A 20,527-nucleotide genomic window follows, 5' to 3' on the forward strand; every position below is an offset into this window, starting at 1 on the left:
TCCGAAGCGCTCCCGCCGAGCTTTCGCGAGCGCTGCTGCCGGCCGAGATGGCGGCAGCGGCGGGTGCGCCGCCGCCTCGACGCAGCGCATCGCCAAGCGGGCGGGGCGCCATGCCGTGATGGGCCCCTGATGCGTCGGGCCGGTAGCGAACCCCCCCGGGATTGCGGCAGGATAAGGGACGGAATCCAATGGAAAGGAGTCACCGATGTCTCTGTCAGAAGACCTTCGCCTCCCGGTCGGCTGCCCCAGCTGCGGGAGCCAGCTGATGCGGGTCTCCAGCATCAAGAAGCCCGATGATCGTGTGCACTGCGCCTCCTGCCAGCGCTTCGTCTGCCTCTATCACGATGCCTGCAAGGTGCTGAAGAAGGGCCCCGGCAGCGAGAGCGAGGCGCTGATCGAGAAGGCCTTCAACCGCGGCGGCTGATGCGACGTTCGGCATCGGCAGCATCAAGAAGCCCGATGATCGTGTGCACTGCGCCTCCTGCCAGCGCTTCGTCAGCCTCTATCACGATGCCTGCAAGGTGCTGAAGAAGGGGCCGGGCAGCGAGAGCGAGGCGCCGATCGAGAAGGTCTTCAACCGCGGCAGCTGATGCGGTTATCGTCACGGCGCCAGACGCCGTCTGCATGACAACCAACGGGCCGGCACCGAAAGGTGCCGGCCCGTGTCGTTCAGGCGAGGCGTCCGAGAGTCAGAGCAGCTCCTCGCCGGCCAGGGCCAGACGCGAGCGCTCGACGCTCTTCAGGGTGACGTGGCCGGCGTGGGGCCAGTCGCGGAAGCGTTGCACCACCGCCGCCATGCCGCAGGTATTGGCGGTGAGGTAGGGCGTGTCGATCTGCCCCACGTTGCCCAGGCAGACGATCTTGGTGTTGCGCCCGGCCCGGGTCAGCAGCGACTTGAGCTGCTTGGGCGTGAAGTTCTGTGCCTCGTCGATGATCAGGAAGGTGTCGTTGAGGGTGCGGCCGCGCATGAAGCCCGGGGCGCGGATCTGCACCCGCGAGCCCAGCAGCTGGCGGGTGGCCTCCTGGTTCCAGGTGGTGCTGCCGTCGTGCTCGTCGCGCAGCAGGTTGTCCATGTTGTCGTGGAAGGCGCCCATCCAGGGCGACATCTTCTCCTCCTCGGTGCCGGGCAGGTAGCCGATGTCCTCGCTCATCGAGATCGGCGCCCGGGTGAACACGATGCGCTCGAAGCGCTTGGTGTCGAGGGTCTGCTGGAAGGCGGCGGCGAGTGTCATGAAGGTCTTGCCGGTGCCGGCGCTGCCGGCGATGGTGACCAGGTCGACCTCGTCGTCCATCAGCAGGTTGAGGGTGAAGTTCTGCCGGCTGTCGTGGGCGTGAACGCCCCACACGCTGGCGCCGTGCCGATAGTTGGTGAGCAGCTCCAGATGCGCGTGCTTCGGCCCCAGGTCGCGCACGATGGCCTCGAAGCTGGCCTCGTCGTCGCTGTCGGAGACCAGCATGCCCAGGTGCCAGTCGGCGGGGATCTCGCCGTTGAGGCGATACACCACCTTGCCGCTGTCGTCGCGTTCGACCTTGACGTCGGCCTTGAGGCTCTCCCACAGGCCGCGGCCGTCGGGGCCCGCCTCGGGGTAGACGCGGGCGCCGCCGAGCATGGCGTCGCTGTCGTCGAAGGCGCGATCGGTGAGGTAGTCCTCCACCGGCACGCCCACCGCGGCGGCCTTGACCCGCAGGTTGATGTCCTTGGTGACCAGGATCACCGAGGCGTCGGCGCGCTCGTCGCGCAGCCGGCAGGTCTCGGTCAGCAGGCGGTTGTCGGGGCTGTTCTCGAGGTGATCCGGGGTCTCGAGATCGTCGTAGCAGAGCAGGCGCAGGCGGCCTTCGGGGCCGTTGAGACGCGGGATGGGAATGCCTTCGCGGATCTGGCTGAGATCGACGTTGGCGGTGAGGTCCGAGAGGGTCCGGCTGACCTGCCGGGCGGTGCGGGCGATTTCGCGAATGCCGTTCTTGTGCTTGTCGAGCTCCTCGAGCACGGTCATGGGGATGACCACTTCGTGCTCATCGAACTGATAGAGGGCGGCGGGGTCGTGGATCAGGACATTGGTGTCCAGCACGTAAAGCCGGGTGGCTTTCTTGTCGATGCGTACCATCGGCGCGGCTCTCCTGATAATCACCGGGACGACGTCAAAACAGATGACGCCTCGATGTCGACACTGTCAGCGCGGGATGTCGGTTCCGTGACAGACGCGACGTGCAGGCCTGGGCTCCGGGCTCACCTCCTCGTTGATGGCAGCGGTCTGTTCATCAGACCGTCACATGTGGTTTTCGATTCCAGCATGGGCCAATTCTGCTGCTTCGCACAATCGACGTTTTCTCAACGCCGCGGCGAGAACGACCGGCGCCATGGCGCCGGTCGGGGGCATTCGGGCGGGCAGCATCAGGTCAGGATCTGTACCTCGTCGCCCTCGAGGCGCGCCGGCCAGGTGCGCAGGCGGATCGCGTCGTCCTCCAGGCACTGGCCGTCGTCGAGGCGGAAGTGCTGCTTGTAGAGCGGGGAGGCCACCACCGGCTCGCCCCGGGCGTCGCCGACGATGCCGCGGGCGATGACGTTGGCGCCGGAGAAGGGATCGCGATGATCCACGGCGTAGAGCTCGGTGGCGTGGCCAGGCAGGTAGAAGAGGGCCACCTGGGCCGTGCCCTCGGCGGTCTCGATCCAGGCGGCGACGCCGGAGTGGGCCACCAGGTCGGCGCGGGTGCAGAGGGTCTGCCAGGTCGGGGTCATGGTCGGGGCTGCTGCGGTTGCGGTGGTCATGGATATTCCTCGGGAGCGAATGGCCAGGTATCAATGGCGGTCGACTCTCCGGCGACAAGCCACGCGAGGGCGCTATGAACCCATCCCTGGGCGCTACTTTGGCCATCCATGGCCAAAAACCCCTCGCTTAGGCTTGTCCCCGGCGTCGATCCCGCTATCGGAAGCGCGATGCCTTACGCGGGTCTCAACTGGCCGCGCTCTTCGGTGACGATGATGTCCGGGTCGGGGCGCGCATCGTTGACGAAGCTGCGGAAGCGCTTGAGCTTCTCCGGATCGTTGATGGCGCCCGCCCACTCGCACTCGTAGTTGTCGATCACGGTCTGCATCTGGGCCTCGAGCTCCTCGTTGATTCCCAGGCTGTCCTCGAGCACCACGGCCTTGAGGTAGTCGAGGCCGCCCTCCAGGTTCTCGCGCCACACCGAGGTGCGCTGCAGGCGGTCGGCGGTGCGCACGTAGAACATCAGCAGGCGGTCGATGATCGCGATCAGCTGCGCGTCGTCGAGGTCGGTGGCGAAGAGCTCGGCGTGGCGCGGGCGCATGCCGCCGTTGCCGCACACGTAGAGGTTCCAGCCGTGCTCGGTGGCGATCACGCCGATGTCCTTGCTCTGGGCCTCCGCGCATTCGCGGGTGCAGCCGGAGACCGCGAACTTGAGCTTGTGCGGCGAGCGCAGGCCCTTGTAGCGATGCTCGAGCCGGATCGCCATGCCCACGCTGTCGGCCACCCCGTAGCGGCACCAGGTGCTGCCGACGCAGGACTTCACGGTGCGCAGCGACTTGCCGTAGGCGTGGCCGGTCTCGAAGCCGGCCGCGATCAGCTCGCCCCAGATGTCGGGCAGGTCCTCCAGGCGGGCGCCGAACAGGTCGATGCGCTGGCCGCCGGTGACCTTGGTGTAAAGCCCGTATTCTTGCGCCACCTGGCCCAGCACCATCAGCTTGTCCGGGGTGATCTCGCCGCCCGGCACCCGCGGCACCACCGAGTAGGTGCCGTTCTTCTGCATGTTGGCCATGAAGGTGTCGTTGGTGTCCTGCAGCGGGATGTGCGCGGCGTCGGTGATCGGCTCGTTGAAGCAGGAGGCCAGGATCGAGGCCACCGCCGGCTTGCAGATATCGCAGCCCAGGCGATGGTCGTGGGAAGCGCCGTGCTTGTCGATCAGCTCGCCGAAGGTCCGGATGCCCTCGACCCGCACGATGTCGAACAGCTCCTGGCGGGTGTGGGCGAAGTGCTCGCAGATCGAGGTGTCGACCTCCACGCCGCGGGCCTCGAGCTCGTGATCGACCACGTTCTTGAGCAGCGCCGCGCAGCCGCCGCAGCCGGTGCTGGCCTTGGTCTCGGCCTTGACCGCGCCGAGGTCCATGGCGCCGGCGTCGAGGCTTTCGCAGATCGCGGCCTTGGTGACGTTGTGGCACGAGCAGATGGTGGCGTCGTCGGGCAGGGCGTCGGCGCCGAGCGTCGGCGCGCCCTCGGAGGACGGCACGATCAGCGCCGCCGGATCCTCCGGCAGCTCCAGGCCATTGCTGTAGTACTGCATCAGGGTGTCGTAGGCGTCGTTGTTGCCCACCAGCATGGCGCCGAGCAGCTTCCTGCCGTCGCCGGAGACCACCAGCTTGCGGTATTCCTGCTTGAGCTCGTCGAGGTAGCGGAAGGTCCGTGCGCCGGGGCTGCGGCTGCCGTGGGCGTCGCCGATGGCGCCCACGTCCACGCCGAGCAGCTTGAGCTTGGTGCTCATGTCGGCGCCGTCGAAGGTCAGCTCGCCGCCCAGCAGGGTGTCGGCGGCGGCCTTGGCCATCTGGTAGCCGGGGGCCGCCAGGCCGAAGATGCTGTTCTGCCACAGCGCCACCTCGCCGACGGCGAGGATCGCCGGGTCGCTGGTCAGGCAGCGGTCGTCGATCACCACGCCGCCGCGCTCGCCGATCTCCAGCGCGCAGTCGCGGGCCAGCTGGTCGCGGGGGCGGATGCCGGCGGAGAACACGATCAGGTCGGTCTCCAGCACCTTGTCGTCCTGGAACACCATGCGGTGGCGGCTGGCCTGGCCGTCCTCGATGTGCTGGGTGGCGCGGTCGGTGAGCACCTGCACGCCCAGCGCCTCGATCTTCTCGCGCAGCAGCTCGCCGCCCTCGGCGTCGACCTGCATCGGCATCAGCCGGGGGGCGAACTCGACCACGGCGGTGTCGAGATCCAGGCCGCGCAGGGCGTTGGCCGCCTCCAGGCCCAGCAGGCCGCCGCCGACCACCACGCCGGTGGTGGCGTCCGCGGCCGCCGTGCGGATGGCGTCGAGATCGTCCAGGGTGCGATAGACCAGGCAGTGGTCGCGCTCGTGGCCGGGAATCGGCGGCACGAAGGGGAAGGAGCCGGTGGCCAGCACCAGCCGCGCATAGGGATAGCGGCCCCGCTCGGTGATCACCTCGCTGGCGTCGCGATCGATGGCGGTGACCTCCTCGGCGAGGCGCAGCTCGATGCCGTGCTCGGCGTAGAAGTCGGCGTCGCACAGGGCCAGGGACTGGGCGTCCCGGCCGGCGAAGTACTCGGACAGGTGAACGCGGTCGTAGGCGCGGTGGCGCTCCTCGCCGAACACCGTGATGCGGTAGTGCTCGGTGGCGCCGCGTTCGATCAGCTGTTCGACCAGATGATGGCCGACCATGCCGTTGCCGATGATGATCAGCGGGGGAGTTGCTTGGCTGGGCGTGTTCATGCGGCTTCCTCCTGCGGGGAGCGGTCCTGGGCGTGGGGCGTGGCGGGATTCGGTGCTTCGGCCTTCGTGGCGTCGAGCAGGGCCCTGGCATCGGCCGGGCCGAACAGCAGCGCCTGACGGCAGGCGTCGAGATGGCGGCCGGCCAGCGCCTCGGCGAAGTACCAGGGGCCGGCGGCGGTATCGCCATAGAGCACGGCGCCCTCGAGGCGGCCGTCGCGCAGCAGCAGCCGGCGATAGTCGCCGTGTTCGGGGTCGTGGTAGGTCAGCACCTCGTGGTCGACGTCGGGCTCGATGGGGCCGAAGGCGTACAGCGAGATGCCGCTGACCTTGAGCTTGGTCGCGGTGGGCGCTTCCACGTAGCCCTCGACGTCCTCGCCGGCCAGCCGGGCGGCCAGCACCTCGACCTGGCGCCAGATCGGCTCGACCAGGCCATAGGTGCGGCCCTCGAACTCGCAGCATTCGCCCAGGGCGTGGATGGCCGGGTCGCTGCTGGTCAGGCGGTCGTCGACGACGATGCCGCGGTGGACCTCGAGGCCGGCTCGGCGACCCAGTTCGACGCTGGGCGCGATGCCGATGGCCAGCACCACGCAGTCCGCGGGCAGCCGGCGGCCGTCGGCCAGGCGCACGGCGCAGACGCGGCCCCGGCCGTCGTCCTCCAGGCGTTCCAGGTCGGCGCCGGTGACGATCTCGAGCCCGCGGCCCTCGAGCTCGGCCTGGAGCAGGCCGGCGGCGGTGGCGTCGAGCTGGCGGTTCATCAGCCGCGAGGCGCGCTGGAGCACGCTCACCGACAGGCCGGCACGCGCTCTTTTGCGTAGTCCCTCGGCGGCCTCCAGGCCCAGCAGGCCGCCGCCGATCACCACCGCGCGGCCGCCGCGCTCGGCGGCGCGGGTCAGGGCGGCGGCGTCGTCCAGATCGCGGAAGGCGTGCACGCCGTCGAGTTCGAGGCCGTCGACCGGCGGCAGGGCGGGGGTGGAGCCGGTGGCCAGCACCAGGCGGTCGTAGGCGATCTCGCGGCCGCCGGCGGTGGTCAGGCGGCGGGCGGCGCGATCGATGCGCTCGACCCGTTCGCCGAGCACCAGCTCGACGCCGCGCTCGGCGTACCAGTCGGCGTCGCGCAGGGTCAGCGCCTCGCGTTCCATCTCGCCGGCCAGCAGCGGCGACAGCAGGATGCGGTTGTAGGCGGGGCAGGCCTCCGCGCCGATCAGGGTGATGCGGCGCGGCGCGCCCTCGCGCTGGACCAGCGCCTCGACCAGTCGCTGGCCGGCCATGCCGTTGCCGACGATCACCAGGTGATCGACGGGCGCCGCGGGCGATGGCATGGGGCCATCGGGCAAGGCGGTGGCTGTCGGGTCATCGGGACTCATCTCGGATTCCCTCCATAAACGCAGAAGACGCCTCGACGCTCCCCGGCATTGGGGAGCGTGGAGACGTCTTCGTCTGGACTTCGAGGTGCGATCGCCGTTGACCGCCGAAGGGCCGGGCCCTCCGTTCTGGCCTGTTCCTATCAAGGTTCGGGCCAGGACAGGGTGAAAGTCAGAAAACTCAGAGAGTTAAATAATCATCGCCGGGCGATGACCGCCGCCGGGGCGGCCCCTGACGGCGCCGTCATGCACGCTCCTGGTGCGTCGCGGCATCGAAATGCACGGGGCTGTAGCAGGCCTCGACCACGCCGCGCCGGAGGGGGACATCGAGCTGGCGGGACAGGTGGTCCACGACCCTTGCCATCTCGCCGACCTCCGGGCGCAGCCCGGTGAGGCGCTGTGCCACCGGCGGCTCGCCCAGCGGCAGCGTCGGCAGATGCTCCAGGGCGCGATCCAGATAGGGCGGCAGGGCCAGCCAGTCCCGGGCCTGGCGACGGTGCTCGGGCGCCTCGGCCAGCCAGTCGGCGGCGGCGACCAGGGCGCGGATCATGGCCGCGAGGGTGGCGGGGTGGCGCCCGGCCCAGTCGCGGGTCACGCCGAGCATCTTCTCGGGATGGTCGGGCCACAGCTGGGCGCCGGTGGCGACGACATGCCCGCCGCCGCGCTGGGCGGCCTGGCTGCCCCAGGGCTCGCCGACGCAGAAGCCGTCGATGCGCCCCTGCTCGAGGGCCTCGACCATGCGCGACGGCGGCAGGGCGACCAGCTCGACGTCGCGATCGGGGTCGAGGCCGCCCAGGGTCAGCCAGTCGCGCAGCTGGTAGTGGTGGCCGGAGAAGGGGTGGACCATGGCCAGCCGCGGACGTGGCGCGCCGCGCCGGCGCAGCCGCTCGGCGAAGTCGCGGGCGTTGACGGCCGGGTCCCGGCCGCCGGGCGAGCCGTCGAGGGGCGTGGCCATGCCTTCCGCCCAGTAGGACGACAGCACCAGGGTATTGCCGTTGCGGCCGAGCACCAGCGGCGCCAGGACGTCGCAGGGCGGCCCGGAGGCGCCGAGGCTCATGGCCAGCGGCAGCGGGGCCAGCAGCTGGGCGCCGTCGAGCATGCCGGCGGCCAGCTTGTCGCGCAGGGTCGACCAGGCGCTCTCCCGCGACAGCGTGACGTCGAGCCCCTCGGCGGCGAAGAAGCCGCCTTCCCGGGCGACGATCGGCAGGGCGGCGTCCAGCAGCGGGACGATGCCCAGGGTCAGTCGGGGACGCTCGGGGGCATGGGGCATGCTCATAGGCCTTTCTCCAGTCCTTCGAGGATATCGATCACGTTGCCGGCCACCTCGCCGATGCGCTGGCCGCGGTCCATGGCCAGCTTGCGCAGCGTCTGGTAGGCCTGGGGCTCGTCGCAGTCCTGGTGCTTCATCAGCATGCCCTTGGCCTTCTCGATGCGCTTGCGGTCGGCGAGCTGGGTGCGGGTGCGGTCGAGCTCCTGGCGCATCGACTGGAAGGCGTCGAAGCGGGCCACGGCGACCTCGAGGATCGCCCGGACCCGGGTAGGCACCAGGCCGTCGACCACGTAGGCGCTGACGCCGGCCTTGAGGGCGGCCTGCATGGAGTCGGGGTCGTGCTGGTCGGCGAAGAACACCACCGGCCGCGGGTTCTCCCGGTGCAGCTGCGACATGCTGTCGAGGGTGTCGCGGTCGGGGGATTCCATGTCGATGATGACCACGTCGGGCGCGTGGCGCTCGACCATGTCGTTGAGGCTGGCCGGGCTCTGCAGGTGGCAGATCACTTCGTGCCCCTCCTGGCCGAGGGCCTCCTCGACCATGGCGGCGCGCACGCTCTCGTCGTCGACCAGCAGGATTCGCAAGGGCTGGGGCATGGCATAGGGCTCGTGATGGGGAAACGGTCAGGCCCAGTTCATGCAAGAGCCATTCCAGCCGCATCGGCGCCGAGCGACGGTGGTGCATCGGTCGCCGACGCCGTCCTTTTGCACCACGAAGAGGCGGAGCGGGGCGGAAAATGCCGCCGGCTGGTGCAGGCGAGATCGCCGAGACGGCCGAGATGGCTTGAGTGCCGACGCTTTCCTTCCGCCTGGCATGCCGTTTGCTTTTCTCATGGAAAGACATTCCCGAGTCGCCACGGCGGCGACTCACGGCAACGACGCCCACCCCCGTGCCACCCGGCATGGCGGTGGGCGTCGTCGTGTCGGGACCATGATCGAGGAGAGCAGCATGCAACAGGCGCGCACCACCTGCCCCTACTGCGGCGTCGGCTGCGGCGTGACGGCCGACATCGAGGACGGGCGCATCACCGGCGTGGAGGGCGACGGCGACCACCCGGCCAACTACGGGCGGCTGTGCGTCAAGGGCTCGGCGCTGGCCGAGACCCTGGGCGATCACGGCCGCCTGACCCGGCCCCGGGTCGACGGCGTCGAGGTCGACTGGGACACCGCCCTCGAGGCGGTGGCCGGCCGCCTCCAGGCCACCCGCGAGCGCGCCGGCGATCACGCCGTGGCGGCCTACCTGTCCGGCCAGCTGCTGACCGAGGACTATTACGTCGCCAACAAGCTGTTCAAGGGCTTTCTCGGCACGCCGCACCTGGATACCAACTCGCGGCTGTGCATGGCCTCGGCGGTGGCCGCCTACAAGCGCTCGTTGGGCGCCGACGCCGTGCCGTGCTGCTACGAGGACCTGGAGGAGGCCGAGCTGCTGGTGCTGGTGGGGTCCAACCTGGCCTGGAACCATCCGGTGCTCTATCAGCGCCTGCGCACCGCCAAGAGTCGCAATCCGCTGATGCGAGTGGTGGTGATCGACCCGCGGGTCACCGACAGCTGCGAGATCGCCGATTTGTACCTGGGGCTCAGGCCCGGCAGCGACGCCCGGCTGTTCACCGGCCTGCTGGCCTGGATGGCCGACAAGGGCCGGCTCGACGACGTCTATCTGGGCAAGCATACCGACGGGCTCGACGCGGCCCTGGCCGCGGCCCGCGAGGACGACGTGTCCATCGCGGCCATCGCCGCCGACTGCGACGTCGACGCCGAGCGGCTGGAGACCTTCTTCTACTGGTTCGCCAGCCAGCTGCACGTGGTGACCCTCTACTCCCAGGGCATCAACCAGTCGTCCAGCGGCACCGACAAGTGCCAGGCGATCATCAACTGCCACCTGGCCGGCGGCAAGATCGGCCTGCCCGGCGCCGGGCCGTTCTCGATCACCGGCCAGCCCAACGCCATGGGCGGCCGCGAGGTGGGCGGGCTGGCCAACCAGCTCGCCGCCCACATGGACTACGACTCCCCCGGCGCGCGCGACCGCGTGACGCGCTTCTGGGCCACCGACCACCTGACGCCGACCCTGCCCGAGGCGCCCGGGCACAAGGCGGTGGCGCTGTTCGAGGCCATCGAGCGCGGCGAGATCCAGGCGCTGTGGGTGATGGCCACCAATCCCGCGGTCAGCCTGCCCGACGCCAATCGGGTGCGGGCGGCGCTCGAGACGTGCCCGCTGGTGATCGTCTCCGAATGCATGGCCGACACCGACCTGCTGCCCTACGCCGATATCGTGCTGCCGGCCTCGTCGTGGTCGGAGAAGGACGGCACCGTGACCAACTCCGAGCGTCGGATCTCGCGCCAGCGCGGGATGCTGCCGCCGCCGGGCGAGGCGCGCCACGACTGGTGGATCGTGTGCGAGGCGGCGCGCCGGCTGGGTTTCGGCGAGGCCTTCGACTACGGCCATCCCGGCGAGATCTTCGCCGAGCACGCCCGGCTCTCCGGCTTCGAGAACGCCCCCGGGCAGCCGGGCCACGAGGCGCGGCCGTTCGACATCTCGGCGCTGGCGGGGCTCGAACGCGCCGGCTACGACGCCCTGGCGCCGATCCAGTGGCCGGTGACCGCCGAGGCCCCCCGCGGCACCGCGCGGCTGTTCGAGGACGGTCGCTTCGCCACCGCGGACGGCCGGGCCCGGCTGCTGCCGGTGCGTCCGCGCGGCCCCGAACAGGCGCTCAGTGCCGCGCGTCCGCTGCGCCTCAACACCGGCCGGGTGCGCGACCCAGTGGCACACCCATGACCCGCACCGCCCGGGCGCCGCGGCTGATCGAATCACCGCGCCGAGCCCTTCATCCGAGATCACCCCCGAGGACGCCGCCGCCTTCGGCGTCGGCGACCAGCAGCTGGCGCGGCTGACCGGCGCCGGCGGCGAGTACCGCGCCCGGGTGCGGCTGACCAAGGGCCAGCGCCGCGGCGAGGCCTTCGTGCCGATGCACTGGACCGACCGCTTCACCGGCGCGGCGCGCACCGGCGGCCTGCTCGCCGCCCATCTCGACCCGATCTCCGGCCAGCCCGAAGCCAAGCACGGCGCGGTGAGCCTGGCGCCGCTGGCGGTGGGCTGGGAGGCGACCCTGCTGATCGCCCCGGGCGAAGCCGGCGACTTCGCCGGCCGCGACGACGGCGCCTACTGGGCGCGCATCCCGCTGGCCCACTGCCAGCGCTGGCAGCTCGCCGGCGGCGAGACGGACGATTCGCCGCGCGACTGGCTGGCCTGGGCGCGGCAGTGGCTGCCCACGGCGCCGAGCCTGTGGAGCGACGACCCGGCCGGCGGTCGGCTGCGCGCCGCGGGGCTCGAGAACGGCCGGCTGCGCTGGTGGCTGATGGTGGCGCCGCCCGCCGAGCTGCCGGGGCTTTCCTGGCTCGATGCGCGCTTCGCCGAGGCGACGCTCGAGGGCGACGTGCGTCGCCGGCTGCTGGCCGGCTGCGACGCCGGCGAGGCCGATGCCGGCCCGCTGGTGTGCAGCTGCCATCAGGTGGGCCAGACGACCATCGTCGAGGCCATCCGCGCCGGCGACGCCAGCGTCGAGGCGCTGGGCGCACGGCTCGCCTGCGGCACCCAGTGCGGCAGCTGCATTCCCGAGCTCAAGTCGCTGGTCGAGGAGCATGCTCCGGACACCGTCGACGCCGGCGCCGATGCCCAGGCGCTCGATTCCACGACACAAGAGGAGAGTGGCCATGCGCGCTCCGAGCAAGCCAAGATCCCCGTTCGCGTCGCCTGATGCCCTGCGCCGCGGTTTCTCTGCCTTGGCCCGGCTGGGCTCGGCCAGGCTGGGCCTGTCGCCGCGAGGGAGGGCCGGTCGCGTCGGCGAAGCGGACGATGACGCCGCGCGGGTCTCGCGGCGCGGCGAGTGTCGCCCCGGGCGGGTCCATCTGGTCGGCGCCGGCAGCGGCGACGTCGAGCTGCTGACGCTGAAGGCCGCGCGGCTGCTGGCCCAGGCCGATGCCGTGGTCTATGACCGGCTGGTCGGCGAGGAGGTGCTGGCGCTGATCCCCGCCGGCCGCGAGCGCTACTACGTCGGCAAGGCCAGCGGCCACCACAGCGTGTCCCAGGACGAGATCGGCGCGCTGCTGGTGACGCTGGCGAGGCAGGGCAAGTCGGTGGTGCGTCTCAAGGGCGGCGACCCCGGCGTGTTCGGCCGCATGGGCGAGGAGCTCGCGGCCCTGGCCGAGGCCGACGTCCCGGCGGAGATCGTGCCCGGCATCACCGCCGCCTCGGCGGCCTGCGCCTCGATGGGCATTCCGCTCACCGACCGCGCCCACGCCCAGCAGCTGCGCTTCGTCACCGCGCAGCTGTGCCGCGAGGGCGGCGCGCCGGATTGGCAGGCGCTGGCCCGCCGCGACGAGACCCTGGTGTTCTACATGGGGCTGGCCAAGGTCGAGGCGATCTGTGCCGGGCTTCGTGGCGCCGGTCTGCCCGACGACTGGCCGATCATGCTGGTGGCCAACGCCAGCCTGCCCGAGCAGGCCGCCTTGACCGGCACCCTGGCGGACATGCCGGCGCGCCTCGCCGAGACGCCGCTGCCGTCGCCGTGCCTGATCGTGGTGGGCAGCGTGGTGCGCATGGTCGAGGCGACGCCGGCCGGGGCCGTGACGGCAAGACCCGAGGCGTTCGTCTCCTAGATCACGGTGCGTCATCTTACTGTCACCCTCGTCACGCATGCTCCCCTGGCTGACTGATGCCGGCAGCGGCGCCCGGGAAGGCGCCGACATGCCGGCCGCATAACGACGTCTGACCGTGAGGAGACCAGGATGAGCAAGGAAATCGAAGACCATCGCCTGTTGAACCGCAGTGCCAACGAGCCGTTCTCCTCGGTGCTGGAAAAGCATGTCTCGCGCCGTCGCGTGATGCAGGGCGGACTCGGCATGGCCGCCATGGCGATGCTGGGCGGCTTCGGCCTGAGCGGCCTGGCCGGGCGTGCCGAGGCCGCGGGCGCCGAGAAGACGCCGCTGTCGCTGGCCTTCGATGCCATTCGCGGCTCGCGCACCGACGCCGTGGTCGTGCCGGACGGCTACACCGCTCAGGTGCTGATTCCCTGGGGCACGCCGCTCAACGGCCAGGCGCCGGACTGGCGCGAGGATCTCGCCTTCACGCCGGAGATCCAGGTCAACAGCGTCGGCATGCACCACGACGGCATGCACAACTTCGCCCTGGACGAGTCGTCCGCCTCGCGCCACTTCGTGCTGGCGATGAACAACGAGTACATCGACCAGGCGGCCCTCTGGGCGCCCAAGGGCGGGGCCACCAACGCCGAGGAGGGCAAGCGCCCGGCCGACGAGGTGCGCACCGAGATCAACGCCCACGGCGTGACCCTGGTCGAGCTCGAGAAGGGCGACGGCGGTCGCTGGCGGCACGTGGCGGATTCCGCCTACAACCGTCGCTACACCAGCGCCACCGAGATGGCGCTGAGCGGCCCGGTGGCCGGCAGCGACTACGTCAGGACCCGGTACTCGCCGGACGGCACCCTGACCCGCGGCACCAACAACAACTGCGCCAACGGCTATACCCCCTGGGGCACCTACCTGACCTGCGAGGAGAACTGGCCGGGCTATTTCGTCAAGAATGCCGAGCGCCAGCGCGACGACCAGCGCCTCGGGATCTCCGAGGGCCGCGGCCGCTACGGCTGGGAAACCGCCGCCGGCGATGCCAGCGAGCGCAACGACGAGTTCGCCCGCTTCAACGCCACCCCGACGGGCGCCTCGGCCGTCGACGACTATCGCAACGAGCCGCGCACCTTCGGCTATATCGTCGAGATCGACCCCTACACCGGCGAGCGCGCGGTCAAGCGCACCGCCCTGGGCCGCTTCCGCCACGAGGGCTGCTGGCCGGGCAAGCTGGTGGCCGGCGAGCCGGTGGTGTTCTATTCCGGTCACGACTCGCGCAACGAGTACATCTACAAGTTCGTCTCCGAGGCCCTCTGGGACCCGGCGGACGCCAACCGCCCCGGGGCCAGCTATGACCGCCTGGCCCTCGGTGCCAAGTACATGGACGCCGGCACCCTCTACGTGGCGCGCTTCGAGGCCGATGGCCGTGGCGAGTGGCTGCCGCTGACCCCGGGCGCCGAGACCCGCGACGGTCGCACCCTGGCCGAGGCCCTGGGCCTGGCCGCGGACGATCAGGCCGGTGTGATCATTCACACCTGCGATGCCGCCGACCTGATGGGCGCCACGCCCATGGACCGCCCGGAGTGGGGCGCCGTGGACCCGGCCACCGGCGAGGTCTACATGACCCTGACCAACAACTCCCAGCGCACCGAGGAAGGCACCGCCGCGACCTACACCAACGACGGCGGCGATATCCAGGAAGCGGGCGTGGGCTACGCCACGGCGCCGACCAATGCCGCCAACCCGCGGGCCGAGAACGAGGGCGGCCAGGTGATTCGCTGGCGCGAGGACGCCGGCTCGACGCGCTTCGACTGGGAGGTGTTCGTGTTCGGTGCGGCGGTCGGCGATGCCGAGAACGTCTCCGGCCTGACCGAGCTCAACCAGTTCGCCAGCCCCGACGGCCTGCACTACGATGACCGCGGCGACGGCCAGGGCATCCTGTGGATCCAGACCGACAACGGCTATGCGGGCGTGACGGAGTACACCAACGACCAGCTGCTGGCGGTGGTGCCCCAGAACGTCAGCCGGGCCGAGGGCGATGCCTCGGTGGTCGGCGGCGGCAACCAGGCCCAGCTCAAGCGTTTCGCCGTCGGCCCCAACGGCTGCGAGGTGACCGGCATCTGCCTCACGCCGGACAAGACCGCGATGTTCATCAACATCCAGCACCCGGGCAACTGGCCGGCCGGCGACGACGCCACCGTCGAGACCCGGGGCAGCGTGCGCGCGCGGGCCTCCACGGTGGTGATCCAGCGCGAGGATGGCGGCATCATCGGCGTCTGATCGCGCCGGCCCCGGCGTGCCCCTTTCCCTGCCCCGATGCGAAGCGCCCCCGGCCAATGCCGGGGGCGCTTCGTTTCGTCGGGCTGGCGGCGGGGGGGGCTGAGCCGAGCCGAGGCGGGGCCTCAATCGTCGCCCCGCTGGAAGGCCTCGAACACCTCCCGGCCGGTCAGGTTGCGGGTGTCGTTGGCGAAGGCATACCAGGGCGGCTTCTCGTCGATGAAGATCTGGCTGTCGAAGGTCCAGGCCTGGCCCACGTCGACCAGCCCCGCCGGCACCGCGTAGTGCTCGCCGGTCTTGAGGCGATAGAACAGATGCGTGCCGCAGTGGCGGCAGAAGGCGCGTTCGGCCCAGTCCGAGGAGGCGAAGACGCTGACGCTGTCCTCGCCCTCGAGACGAACGCTCGAGACCGATTCCAGCGCCAGCAGCGGCCCGCCGCCCCAGGTGCGACACATCTGGCAGTGACAGGCGCCGATGTTCTGGCGCGAGGCCTGCACCTCGAGGGCCACGGCGCCGCACAGGCAGCGGCCGGTCAGGGTCATGGCGTCGTGCATGGCATGCCTCCTCGGGCCGGCTCAGCCCTTGAGATGGGCCAGGATGGCGTCGGCGCTGCTGGCCTCGATCACGCCCTTCTGGGTATCGACCCCCAGATATTCCACCACGCCGTCGTTGGCGACCAGCGCGAAGCGCTTGCTGCGGGTGCCCATGCCGCCGCCGCTGGCGTCCATGTCGAGGCCCAGGGCGCGGGTGAACTCGGCGTTGCCGTCGGCCAGCATGGTCATCGCCTGGGCGTTCTGGTCCTTCTGCCAGGCATCCATCACGAAGGCGTCGTTGACCGCCATGCAGGCGATGGCGTCGGCGCCGGCGGCGAGGATGTCATCGGCGTGCACCACGAAGCCGGGCATGTGGGTGTTGGAGCAGCCCGGGGTGAAGGCGCCGGGCACGGCGAACAGCACGACCCTGCGGCCGGCGAAGAAGTCGCCGATGGCGAGATCCTCGGGGCCCTTGGGGCCGTTGGTCTTGATCGTGACGTCGGGGAGGCGGTCACCGGTGGCGATCGTCATGGGGAAGCTCCTTTTCGGTGGGATGGGGGCGGGCATGCCGCGCGCGGCCGTCATGCCCGGCCGTTCAGGGTCACGCGGATGCCGCCGTCATGCAATGCCTCGCGAGGGAGGCGCTCGTCCCAGCGTGGCCCCAAGCGGGGCGCTCTGCAAACCTTCTTCGGCTCTTCTGCCACGCCAGGTCGGCGCAGACGACGGCGCCCCCGCCGCGGAACGACGGGGGCGCCGGTGGCGTGGGGCGGGAATCAGCGCAGCGACAGCGCGCCTTCGCCCGCGTCGCCGGCCGCCTCGTGGTAGGCGGCCTGTTCCTCGGCCTCGACCTCAGGGGAGAAGCGCACCACCAGGGCACACAGCGAGGCGATGATGACCGCGATGCCGAGATAGAACAGCCCCTGCTGGTAGGAGAGCGACTCGGAGCGGAACAGGAAGCCGGCGGCCACGGCACCGGCGTTGCCGCCGGCGCCGACGATGCCGGCCACCGCGCCCAGCGCCTTCTTGTTGATGAAGGGCACCACGCCGAAGGTCGCGCCCTCGGCCATCTGCACGAACAGGCTGAACACCAGCATGATGCCGATGGCGAGCGCCAGCACCTGCATCTGCGAGAAGAACATCAGCGCCACGCCTTCGCACAGCATGGCGATGAACAGCCAGCGGACCCGGCCCTTGAGGCCGCCCTGGCGGGCGAACAGGTCGGAGAAGATGCCGCCTAGGGTGCGCGCGAAGAGATTCATCAGCCCGAACAGGCCGGCGATCATGCCGGCGGTGGCCAGGCTCAGATCGAAGTTGTCGAAGTAGTAGATGGCGGCGATGTTGTTGATGGTCAGCTCGACCCCGAAGCAGGCGGCGTAGACCACGAACAGGGCCCACACGCGCACGTCCCTGGCGGCGGCCTTGAAGCTGGCGCCCATGCCGTGCTCGCCGCTGGCCGGCGGCAGCTCGCCGCGCTCGCGCAGCTCATCGAAGTTGCCGTCCGGCGCGTCCTGGGTGAAGCGATAGTAGGCGATGCCGGTGAGCAGCATCACCACGCCCGGCACCACCATGGCCAGGCGCCAGCCGACGGCCTCGCTGACGCCGAGCATCAGGATGCCGGAGAACACCAGCGGCATCACGATCTGGGTGGTGCCGCCGCCGAGGTTGCCCCAGCCGGCGGAGGTGGCGTTGGCGGTGCCGACCACGTTGGGCGCGAACATCACCGAGGTGTGGTACTGGGTGATCACGAAGGAGGCGCCGACGGCGCCGATGGCCAGGCGCGCCAGCAGGAAGGTCTCGAAGCTGTCGGCCAGGCCGATGGACATCACCGGCAGCGAGCCCAGGCACAGCAGCCAGGTGTAGGCGCGGCGCGGGCCGATGCGGTCGCACAGCACGCCGATGGCCAGCCGCACGATCACGGTGATGGCGACCGAGGCGATGATGGTGTTGCCGATCTGGGTCTTGGTCAGGCCGAGGTCGTCGCGCACCACCGCCATCAGCGGGGCGATGCCGAACCAGCCGAAGAAGCAGAGGTGGAAGGCGAACCACGAGAAGTGGAAGGCGCGCATCTGCGGCATCTTCCAGTTGAGCAGACGGATCCTGCTGGCCTTGTTGCGGATTTCCATGGGGGTACCTCGTCGAATGACGTTCGAACACGCGATCTCTTGGGCCTTCGCCGTTGAAGGTCGGGTCCGACGCACTCGTACCCCGAGGGGCCTGGTCCACGTCTGGCGCTCACTGTCGATGCTCATGCATACGCATTGCCATGACGCGGGGAAATCCGCTTTTTCAGCGTGTTAGATATCTGGCGAGAGGAGGGCGGGCGCCGAGGACGGCGCGGGATGGCGCATGACCGTGCCCGTCTGGTCCGGTCATGCGCTGATATGGTGCCTGTGGCGGCGAGACGTGGGCGGAAAGGGGGAAAGCGTTCAGCGCGTCACGGCGGCCAGCCGGCGGTCGTCGCGGGGGCAGCGCAGGAAGGCCGAGTCGGCCAGCCACTCGGGATCGGGGTAGTAGGTGAAGAGATACTGGCTTTCCTTGAGGCTGTCGATCAGCGGCACCGCGATCTCCTCGCGGACCGCCGGGCAGCCGTGACTGCGCCCCAGCCTTCCGGTGCGCTCGATGAAGGACTCGCTGACGTAGTCGGCGCCGTGCATGACGATGGCGCGCTGGAAGGCCTTGTCGTTGACGCCGGGCTCGAGGCCCTCCAGGCGCAGCGAGTAGCCGTTGCTGCCCTCGTAGCTGTTGAGGGTGCGGAACAGGCCGATGCTCGACTGGTGGCTGTTGGGCACGTTGGAGAACTCGCTGGCCAGGGCATCGCCGGAGCCCTGGCCGTGGGAGACCAGTTCGCGGAACATCAGCCGGTCGTGGACCAGGTCGAACACCCACAGCCGCTGCTCGGTGGAGGGCAGCGAGAAGTCGATCACCGCCAGCCGCTCGGCGCCGGGATCGGCGCAGGAGAGGGCCTGGGCCGCCAGGCGCAGGACCTGCGGGTCGGCGGTGGGAGCGAGGTCCGTCAGGCGGTTCGAAAGCGGGGAGGGTGGCGCGTGCGGCGTCACCGCCCGGGCGAGGAAGTCCCGCGCCGAGGCGGGCATGGCCAGCAGCAGGGCGGCGGCCAGCAGCGGAGCCATCAGGCCCCTTGAGCGCGGCAAGGACATACGGCGTCTCATGTGGTGAGGTGGGGTGGTCATCTGTCGGTGCTCGGGGCCTCGCGTGTCGGTCATGGCCGGGCGCCATGTCGCCGGTTTGTCGTATTATGAACAAGGCGGTCAGGAAGACCAGTCTCATCAGTCGAATGCCAGGAGGCCACATCATGCGAGTCGCGAACGTCCTACCCCGAGAGCTGCGGCGCAGCGGCATGGTCTTGCTGCTGGCCTGCTGGCCGGTCGCGGCGAGTGCCGAGGCCCCGGCCGCTCCTGTCGATGGGGGCGCCCCGGCGGACGAGCCGGCCGCGGTGGCCGCCCCGTCCCCGCTGGGCGAGCGCCTCGAGGCGGCCTCGCCGCGACTGGCGCGCTTCTACGCGCTGCAGGGCGGCGCGCCAGTCTGGCAAGATCGCGCGGCGGTGACCACCCTGATCGGGCTGCTCGAGGCCCTCGAGGACGACGGGCTCGATCCCGGCGACTATCGCCCCGAGCGGCTGGCGCGGGAGGCCGAGACCGCGCTCGCTCCGGCGGCCTCGGATGCCGCCCGGGCACGCTTCGACCTGGACGCCAGCCGCGCCCTGCTGGACGCCCTGACCCAGCTGCAGCGCGGGCGCCTCGATCCTCGCGACGTCTACCCCGACTGGGAGATTCCGGTGGCCCCGCCGCGCCTGGATCTGGTCGGCATCGTGCGGGCCCTCGAGGCTGGTGACGCGGAGGCGGCGCTGGCCCTGGCGCGCCCCGAGGGTGAGACCTACGCCGGGCTGCGCCAGGCGCTGATGCGCTATCGTCATATCGCCCGCCTGGGCGGCTGGCCGACCCTGCCGGCGCGCCAGACGCCGCTGCGGCCCGGCGACGTCGACGAGGACGTGGCGCTGCTGCGCCGCCGCCTAGCGATGATCGGCGAGCTCGAGGTGATGGCCGCCGACGTGACGCACTATCTCCCGAGCCTTCCCGACATCGCCCTCGAGGCGCCGGCCCAGAACCGCTTCGATGACACCCTGGCGGCCGCGGTGAGGCGTTTCCAGCGCCGGCACATGCTGGCCGAGGACGGCGTGATCGGCCCGCGCACCCGGGCGGCGCTCAACGTGCCGGCCCGGGTGCGCATCGAGACCCTGCGGGCCAATCTGGAGCGGGCCCGCTGGCTCTCCGGCGAGCGCCCCGAGTGGCGGCTGGAGGTCGACCTGGCCGGCCAGCGGCTCGACTATCATCGCCCGAACGGCGAGCGCTGGGGCGCGCGGGTCATCGTCGGCCAGCCCGACCGCGCCTCGCCGGTGCTGCGCTCCGAGATCACCTATCTGACCCTGAACCCCACCTGGACGGTGCCGCCGACCATCATGCGCGAGGACGTGCTGCCCCGGGTGCGGCGCGACCTCGGCTACCTGAGCGAGCACGACATGGAGGCGATCGATCCGCAGGGCCGCCGCCTGGACCCCGAGGCCGTCGACTGGCAGCAGCCGGGCGCGGTGATGCTGCGCCAGCGCGCCGGCCCGCGCAATCCGCTCGGCCGGCTGGTGCTGCGCTTCCCCAACGACCATCTGGTCTACCTGCACGATACCCCGGCCCGGGGGCTCTTCCAGCGCCCGCAACGGGCGCTGAGCTCCGGCTGCATCCGCGTGGAGAACGTCGACGAGCTGACCCGGCTGCTGATCGACGACAGCGGCTCGCGCATCGCCCTGGAGCGCCGGCTGGCCGGCGGCGCGACCGACAACGTCTCGCTGGCCAGGCCGGTGCCGCTGGCGCTGCACTACTGGACCGCCGAGGGCGAGGCGGGCGGCCTGGCGAGTTTCCGGCCGGACGTCTACGACCGCGACCCGGCGCTGATGGCCGCCCTGGCCGACTCCCCGGCCAGCTGACG

17 protein-coding genes are annotated in these 20,527 nt (G+C 70.8%); 7 read left to right on the forward strand and 10 right to left on the reverse strand.

What is annotated here, in order from left to right; genetic code table 11:
* Positions 1 to 205: 205 nt before the first annotated feature.
* Positions 206 to 424 carry a hypothetical protein gene (locus UYS_RS0210795; protein WP_016855521.1) on the forward strand — a complete coding sequence of 73 codons (219 nt, stop codon included), beginning with the start codon at positions 206 to 208 and terminating at the stop codon, positions 422 to 424.
* 43 nt (positions 425 to 467) lie between these two features.
* Positions 468 to 590 (forward strand): hypothetical protein, encoded by a 123-nt coding sequence (locus tag UYS_RS18990; RefSeq protein WP_016855522.1) that lies wholly within the window; start codon positions 468 to 470, stop codon positions 588 to 590.
* 99 nt (positions 591 to 689) lie between these two features.
* On the opposite strand, the gene UYS_RS0210805 is transcribed toward UYS_RS18990, so the two are convergent.
* From UYS_RS0210805 to UYS_RS0210830, 6 genes are all read right to left on the reverse strand, one after another.
* A complete protein-coding gene (locus UYS_RS0210805) occupies positions 690 to 2,105 on the reverse strand; it encodes a PhoH family protein (RefSeq protein ID WP_016855523.1) in 1,416 nt (471 codons plus the stop codon).
* A gap of 287 nt (positions 2,106 to 2,392) precedes the next feature.
* On the reverse strand, positions 2,393 to 2,767 hold the full coding sequence (nirD, locus tag UYS_RS0210810; protein ID WP_040478285.1) for a nitrite reductase small subunit NirD: 375 nt from the start codon (positions 2,765 to 2,767) through the stop codon (positions 2,393 to 2,395).
* 173 nt (positions 2,768 to 2,940) lie between these two features.
* Positions 2,941 to 5,457 (reverse strand): nitrite reductase large subunit NirB, encoded by a 2,517-nt coding sequence (gene nirB / locus UYS_RS0210815; RefSeq protein ID WP_016855525.1) that lies wholly within the window; start codon positions 5,455 to 5,457, stop codon positions 2,941 to 2,943.
* Complete coding sequence (locus UYS_RS0210820) at positions 5,454 to 6,776, reverse strand: NAD(P)/FAD-dependent oxidoreductase (protein ID WP_016855526.1); 1,323 nt, start codon at positions 6,774 to 6,776, stop codon at positions 5,454 to 5,456. Before UYS_RS0210820 ends, nirB begins: the two co-directional genes overlap by 4 nt.
* Positions 6,777 to 7,062: 286 nt before the next feature.
* Positions 7,063 to 8,094 carry a CmpA/NrtA family ABC transporter substrate-binding protein gene (locus UYS_RS0210825; RefSeq protein WP_016855527.1) on the reverse strand — a complete coding sequence of 344 codons (1,032 nt, stop codon included), beginning with the start codon at positions 8,092 to 8,094 and terminating at the stop codon, positions 7,063 to 7,065.
* Entirely contained in the window at positions 8,091 to 8,684 is a 594-nt protein-coding gene (locus UYS_RS0210830; RefSeq protein ID WP_016855528.1) for an ANTAR domain-containing response regulator, read from the reverse strand. The genes UYS_RS0210825 and UYS_RS0210830 overlap by 4 nt, the downstream gene beginning before the upstream one ends.
* A 352-nt stretch (positions 8,685 to 9,036) precedes the next feature.
* Here UYS_RS0210830 and UYS_RS17305 point away from each other — a divergent pair, with 352 nt between their 5' ends.
* The 4 genes from UYS_RS17305 (at position 9,037) to UYS_RS0210845 (ending at position 15,002) form a co-directional block, all read left to right on the forward strand.
* On the forward strand, positions 9,037 to 10,860 hold the full coding sequence (locus UYS_RS17305; protein ID WP_237738454.1) for a molybdopterin-dependent oxidoreductase: 1,824 nt from the start codon (positions 9,037 to 9,039) through the stop codon (positions 10,858 to 10,860).
* Positions 10,799 to 11,839, forward strand: coding sequence for a molybdopterin dinucleotide binding domain-containing protein (locus UYS_RS18860; RefSeq protein ID WP_237738455.1), 1,041 nt, complete (start codon positions 10,799 to 10,801; stop codon positions 11,837 to 11,839). Before UYS_RS17305 ends, UYS_RS18860 begins: the two co-directional genes overlap by 62 nt.
* Positions 11,796 to 12,740 carry a uroporphyrinogen-III C-methyltransferase gene (cobA, locus tag UYS_RS0210840; RefSeq protein ID WP_026068493.1) on the forward strand — a complete coding sequence of 315 codons (945 nt, stop codon included), beginning with the start codon at positions 11,796 to 11,798 and terminating at the stop codon, positions 12,738 to 12,740. Before UYS_RS18860 ends, cobA begins: the two co-directional genes overlap by 44 nt.
* Positions 12,741 to 12,869: 129 nt before the next feature.
* On the forward strand, positions 12,870 to 15,002 hold the full coding sequence (locus UYS_RS0210845) for a PhoX family protein (protein WP_016855530.1): 2,133 nt from the start codon (positions 12,870 to 12,872) through the stop codon (positions 15,000 to 15,002).
* Positions 15,003 to 15,124: 122 nt separating this feature from the next.
* Here UYS_RS0210845 and UYS_RS0210850 read toward each other — a convergent pair whose 3' ends face one another.
* The 4 genes from UYS_RS0210850 to UYS_RS0210865 all read right to left on the reverse strand — a co-directional run bounded on the left by UYS_RS0210850 (position 15,125) and on the right by UYS_RS0210865 (position 18,660).
* Positions 15,125 to 15,553 carry a GFA family protein gene (locus UYS_RS0210850; RefSeq protein WP_016855531.1) on the reverse strand — a complete coding sequence of 143 codons (429 nt, stop codon included), beginning with the start codon at positions 15,551 to 15,553 and terminating at the stop codon, positions 15,125 to 15,127.
* A gap of 21 nt (positions 15,554 to 15,574) precedes the next feature.
* The gene (locus UYS_RS0210855) at positions 15,575 to 16,063 is read right to left on the reverse strand and encodes a peroxiredoxin (protein WP_016855532.1); all 489 of its coding nucleotides are present in this window, start codon (positions 16,061 to 16,063) and stop codon (positions 15,575 to 15,577) included.
* Positions 16,064 to 16,305: 242 nt separating this feature from the next.
* Complete coding sequence (locus tag UYS_RS0210860) at positions 16,306 to 17,655, reverse strand: MFS transporter (RefSeq protein ID WP_016855533.1); 1,350 nt, start codon at positions 17,653 to 17,655, stop codon at positions 16,306 to 16,308.
* A 303-nt stretch (positions 17,656 to 17,958) separates the two neighbouring features.
* A complete protein-coding gene (locus tag UYS_RS0210865; protein WP_016855534.1) occupies positions 17,959 to 18,660 on the reverse strand; it encodes a murein L,D-transpeptidase catalytic domain family protein in 702 nt (233 codons plus the stop codon).
* A gap of 182 nt (positions 18,661 to 18,842) precedes the next feature.
* Here UYS_RS0210865 and UYS_RS0210870 point away from each other — a divergent pair, with 182 nt between their 5' ends.
* The gene (locus UYS_RS0210870; RefSeq protein WP_016855535.1) at positions 18,843 to 20,525 is read left to right on the forward strand and encodes a L,D-transpeptidase family protein; all 1,683 of its coding nucleotides are present in this window, start codon (positions 18,843 to 18,845) and stop codon (positions 20,523 to 20,525) included.
* Positions 20,526 to 20,527 lie beyond the last annotated feature (2 nt).

It is taken from the genome of Halomonas smyrnensis AAD6, assembly GCF_000265245.1.
Lineage (GTDB): Bacteria > Pseudomonadota > Gammaproteobacteria > Pseudomonadales > Halomonadaceae > Halomonas > Halomonas smyrnensis.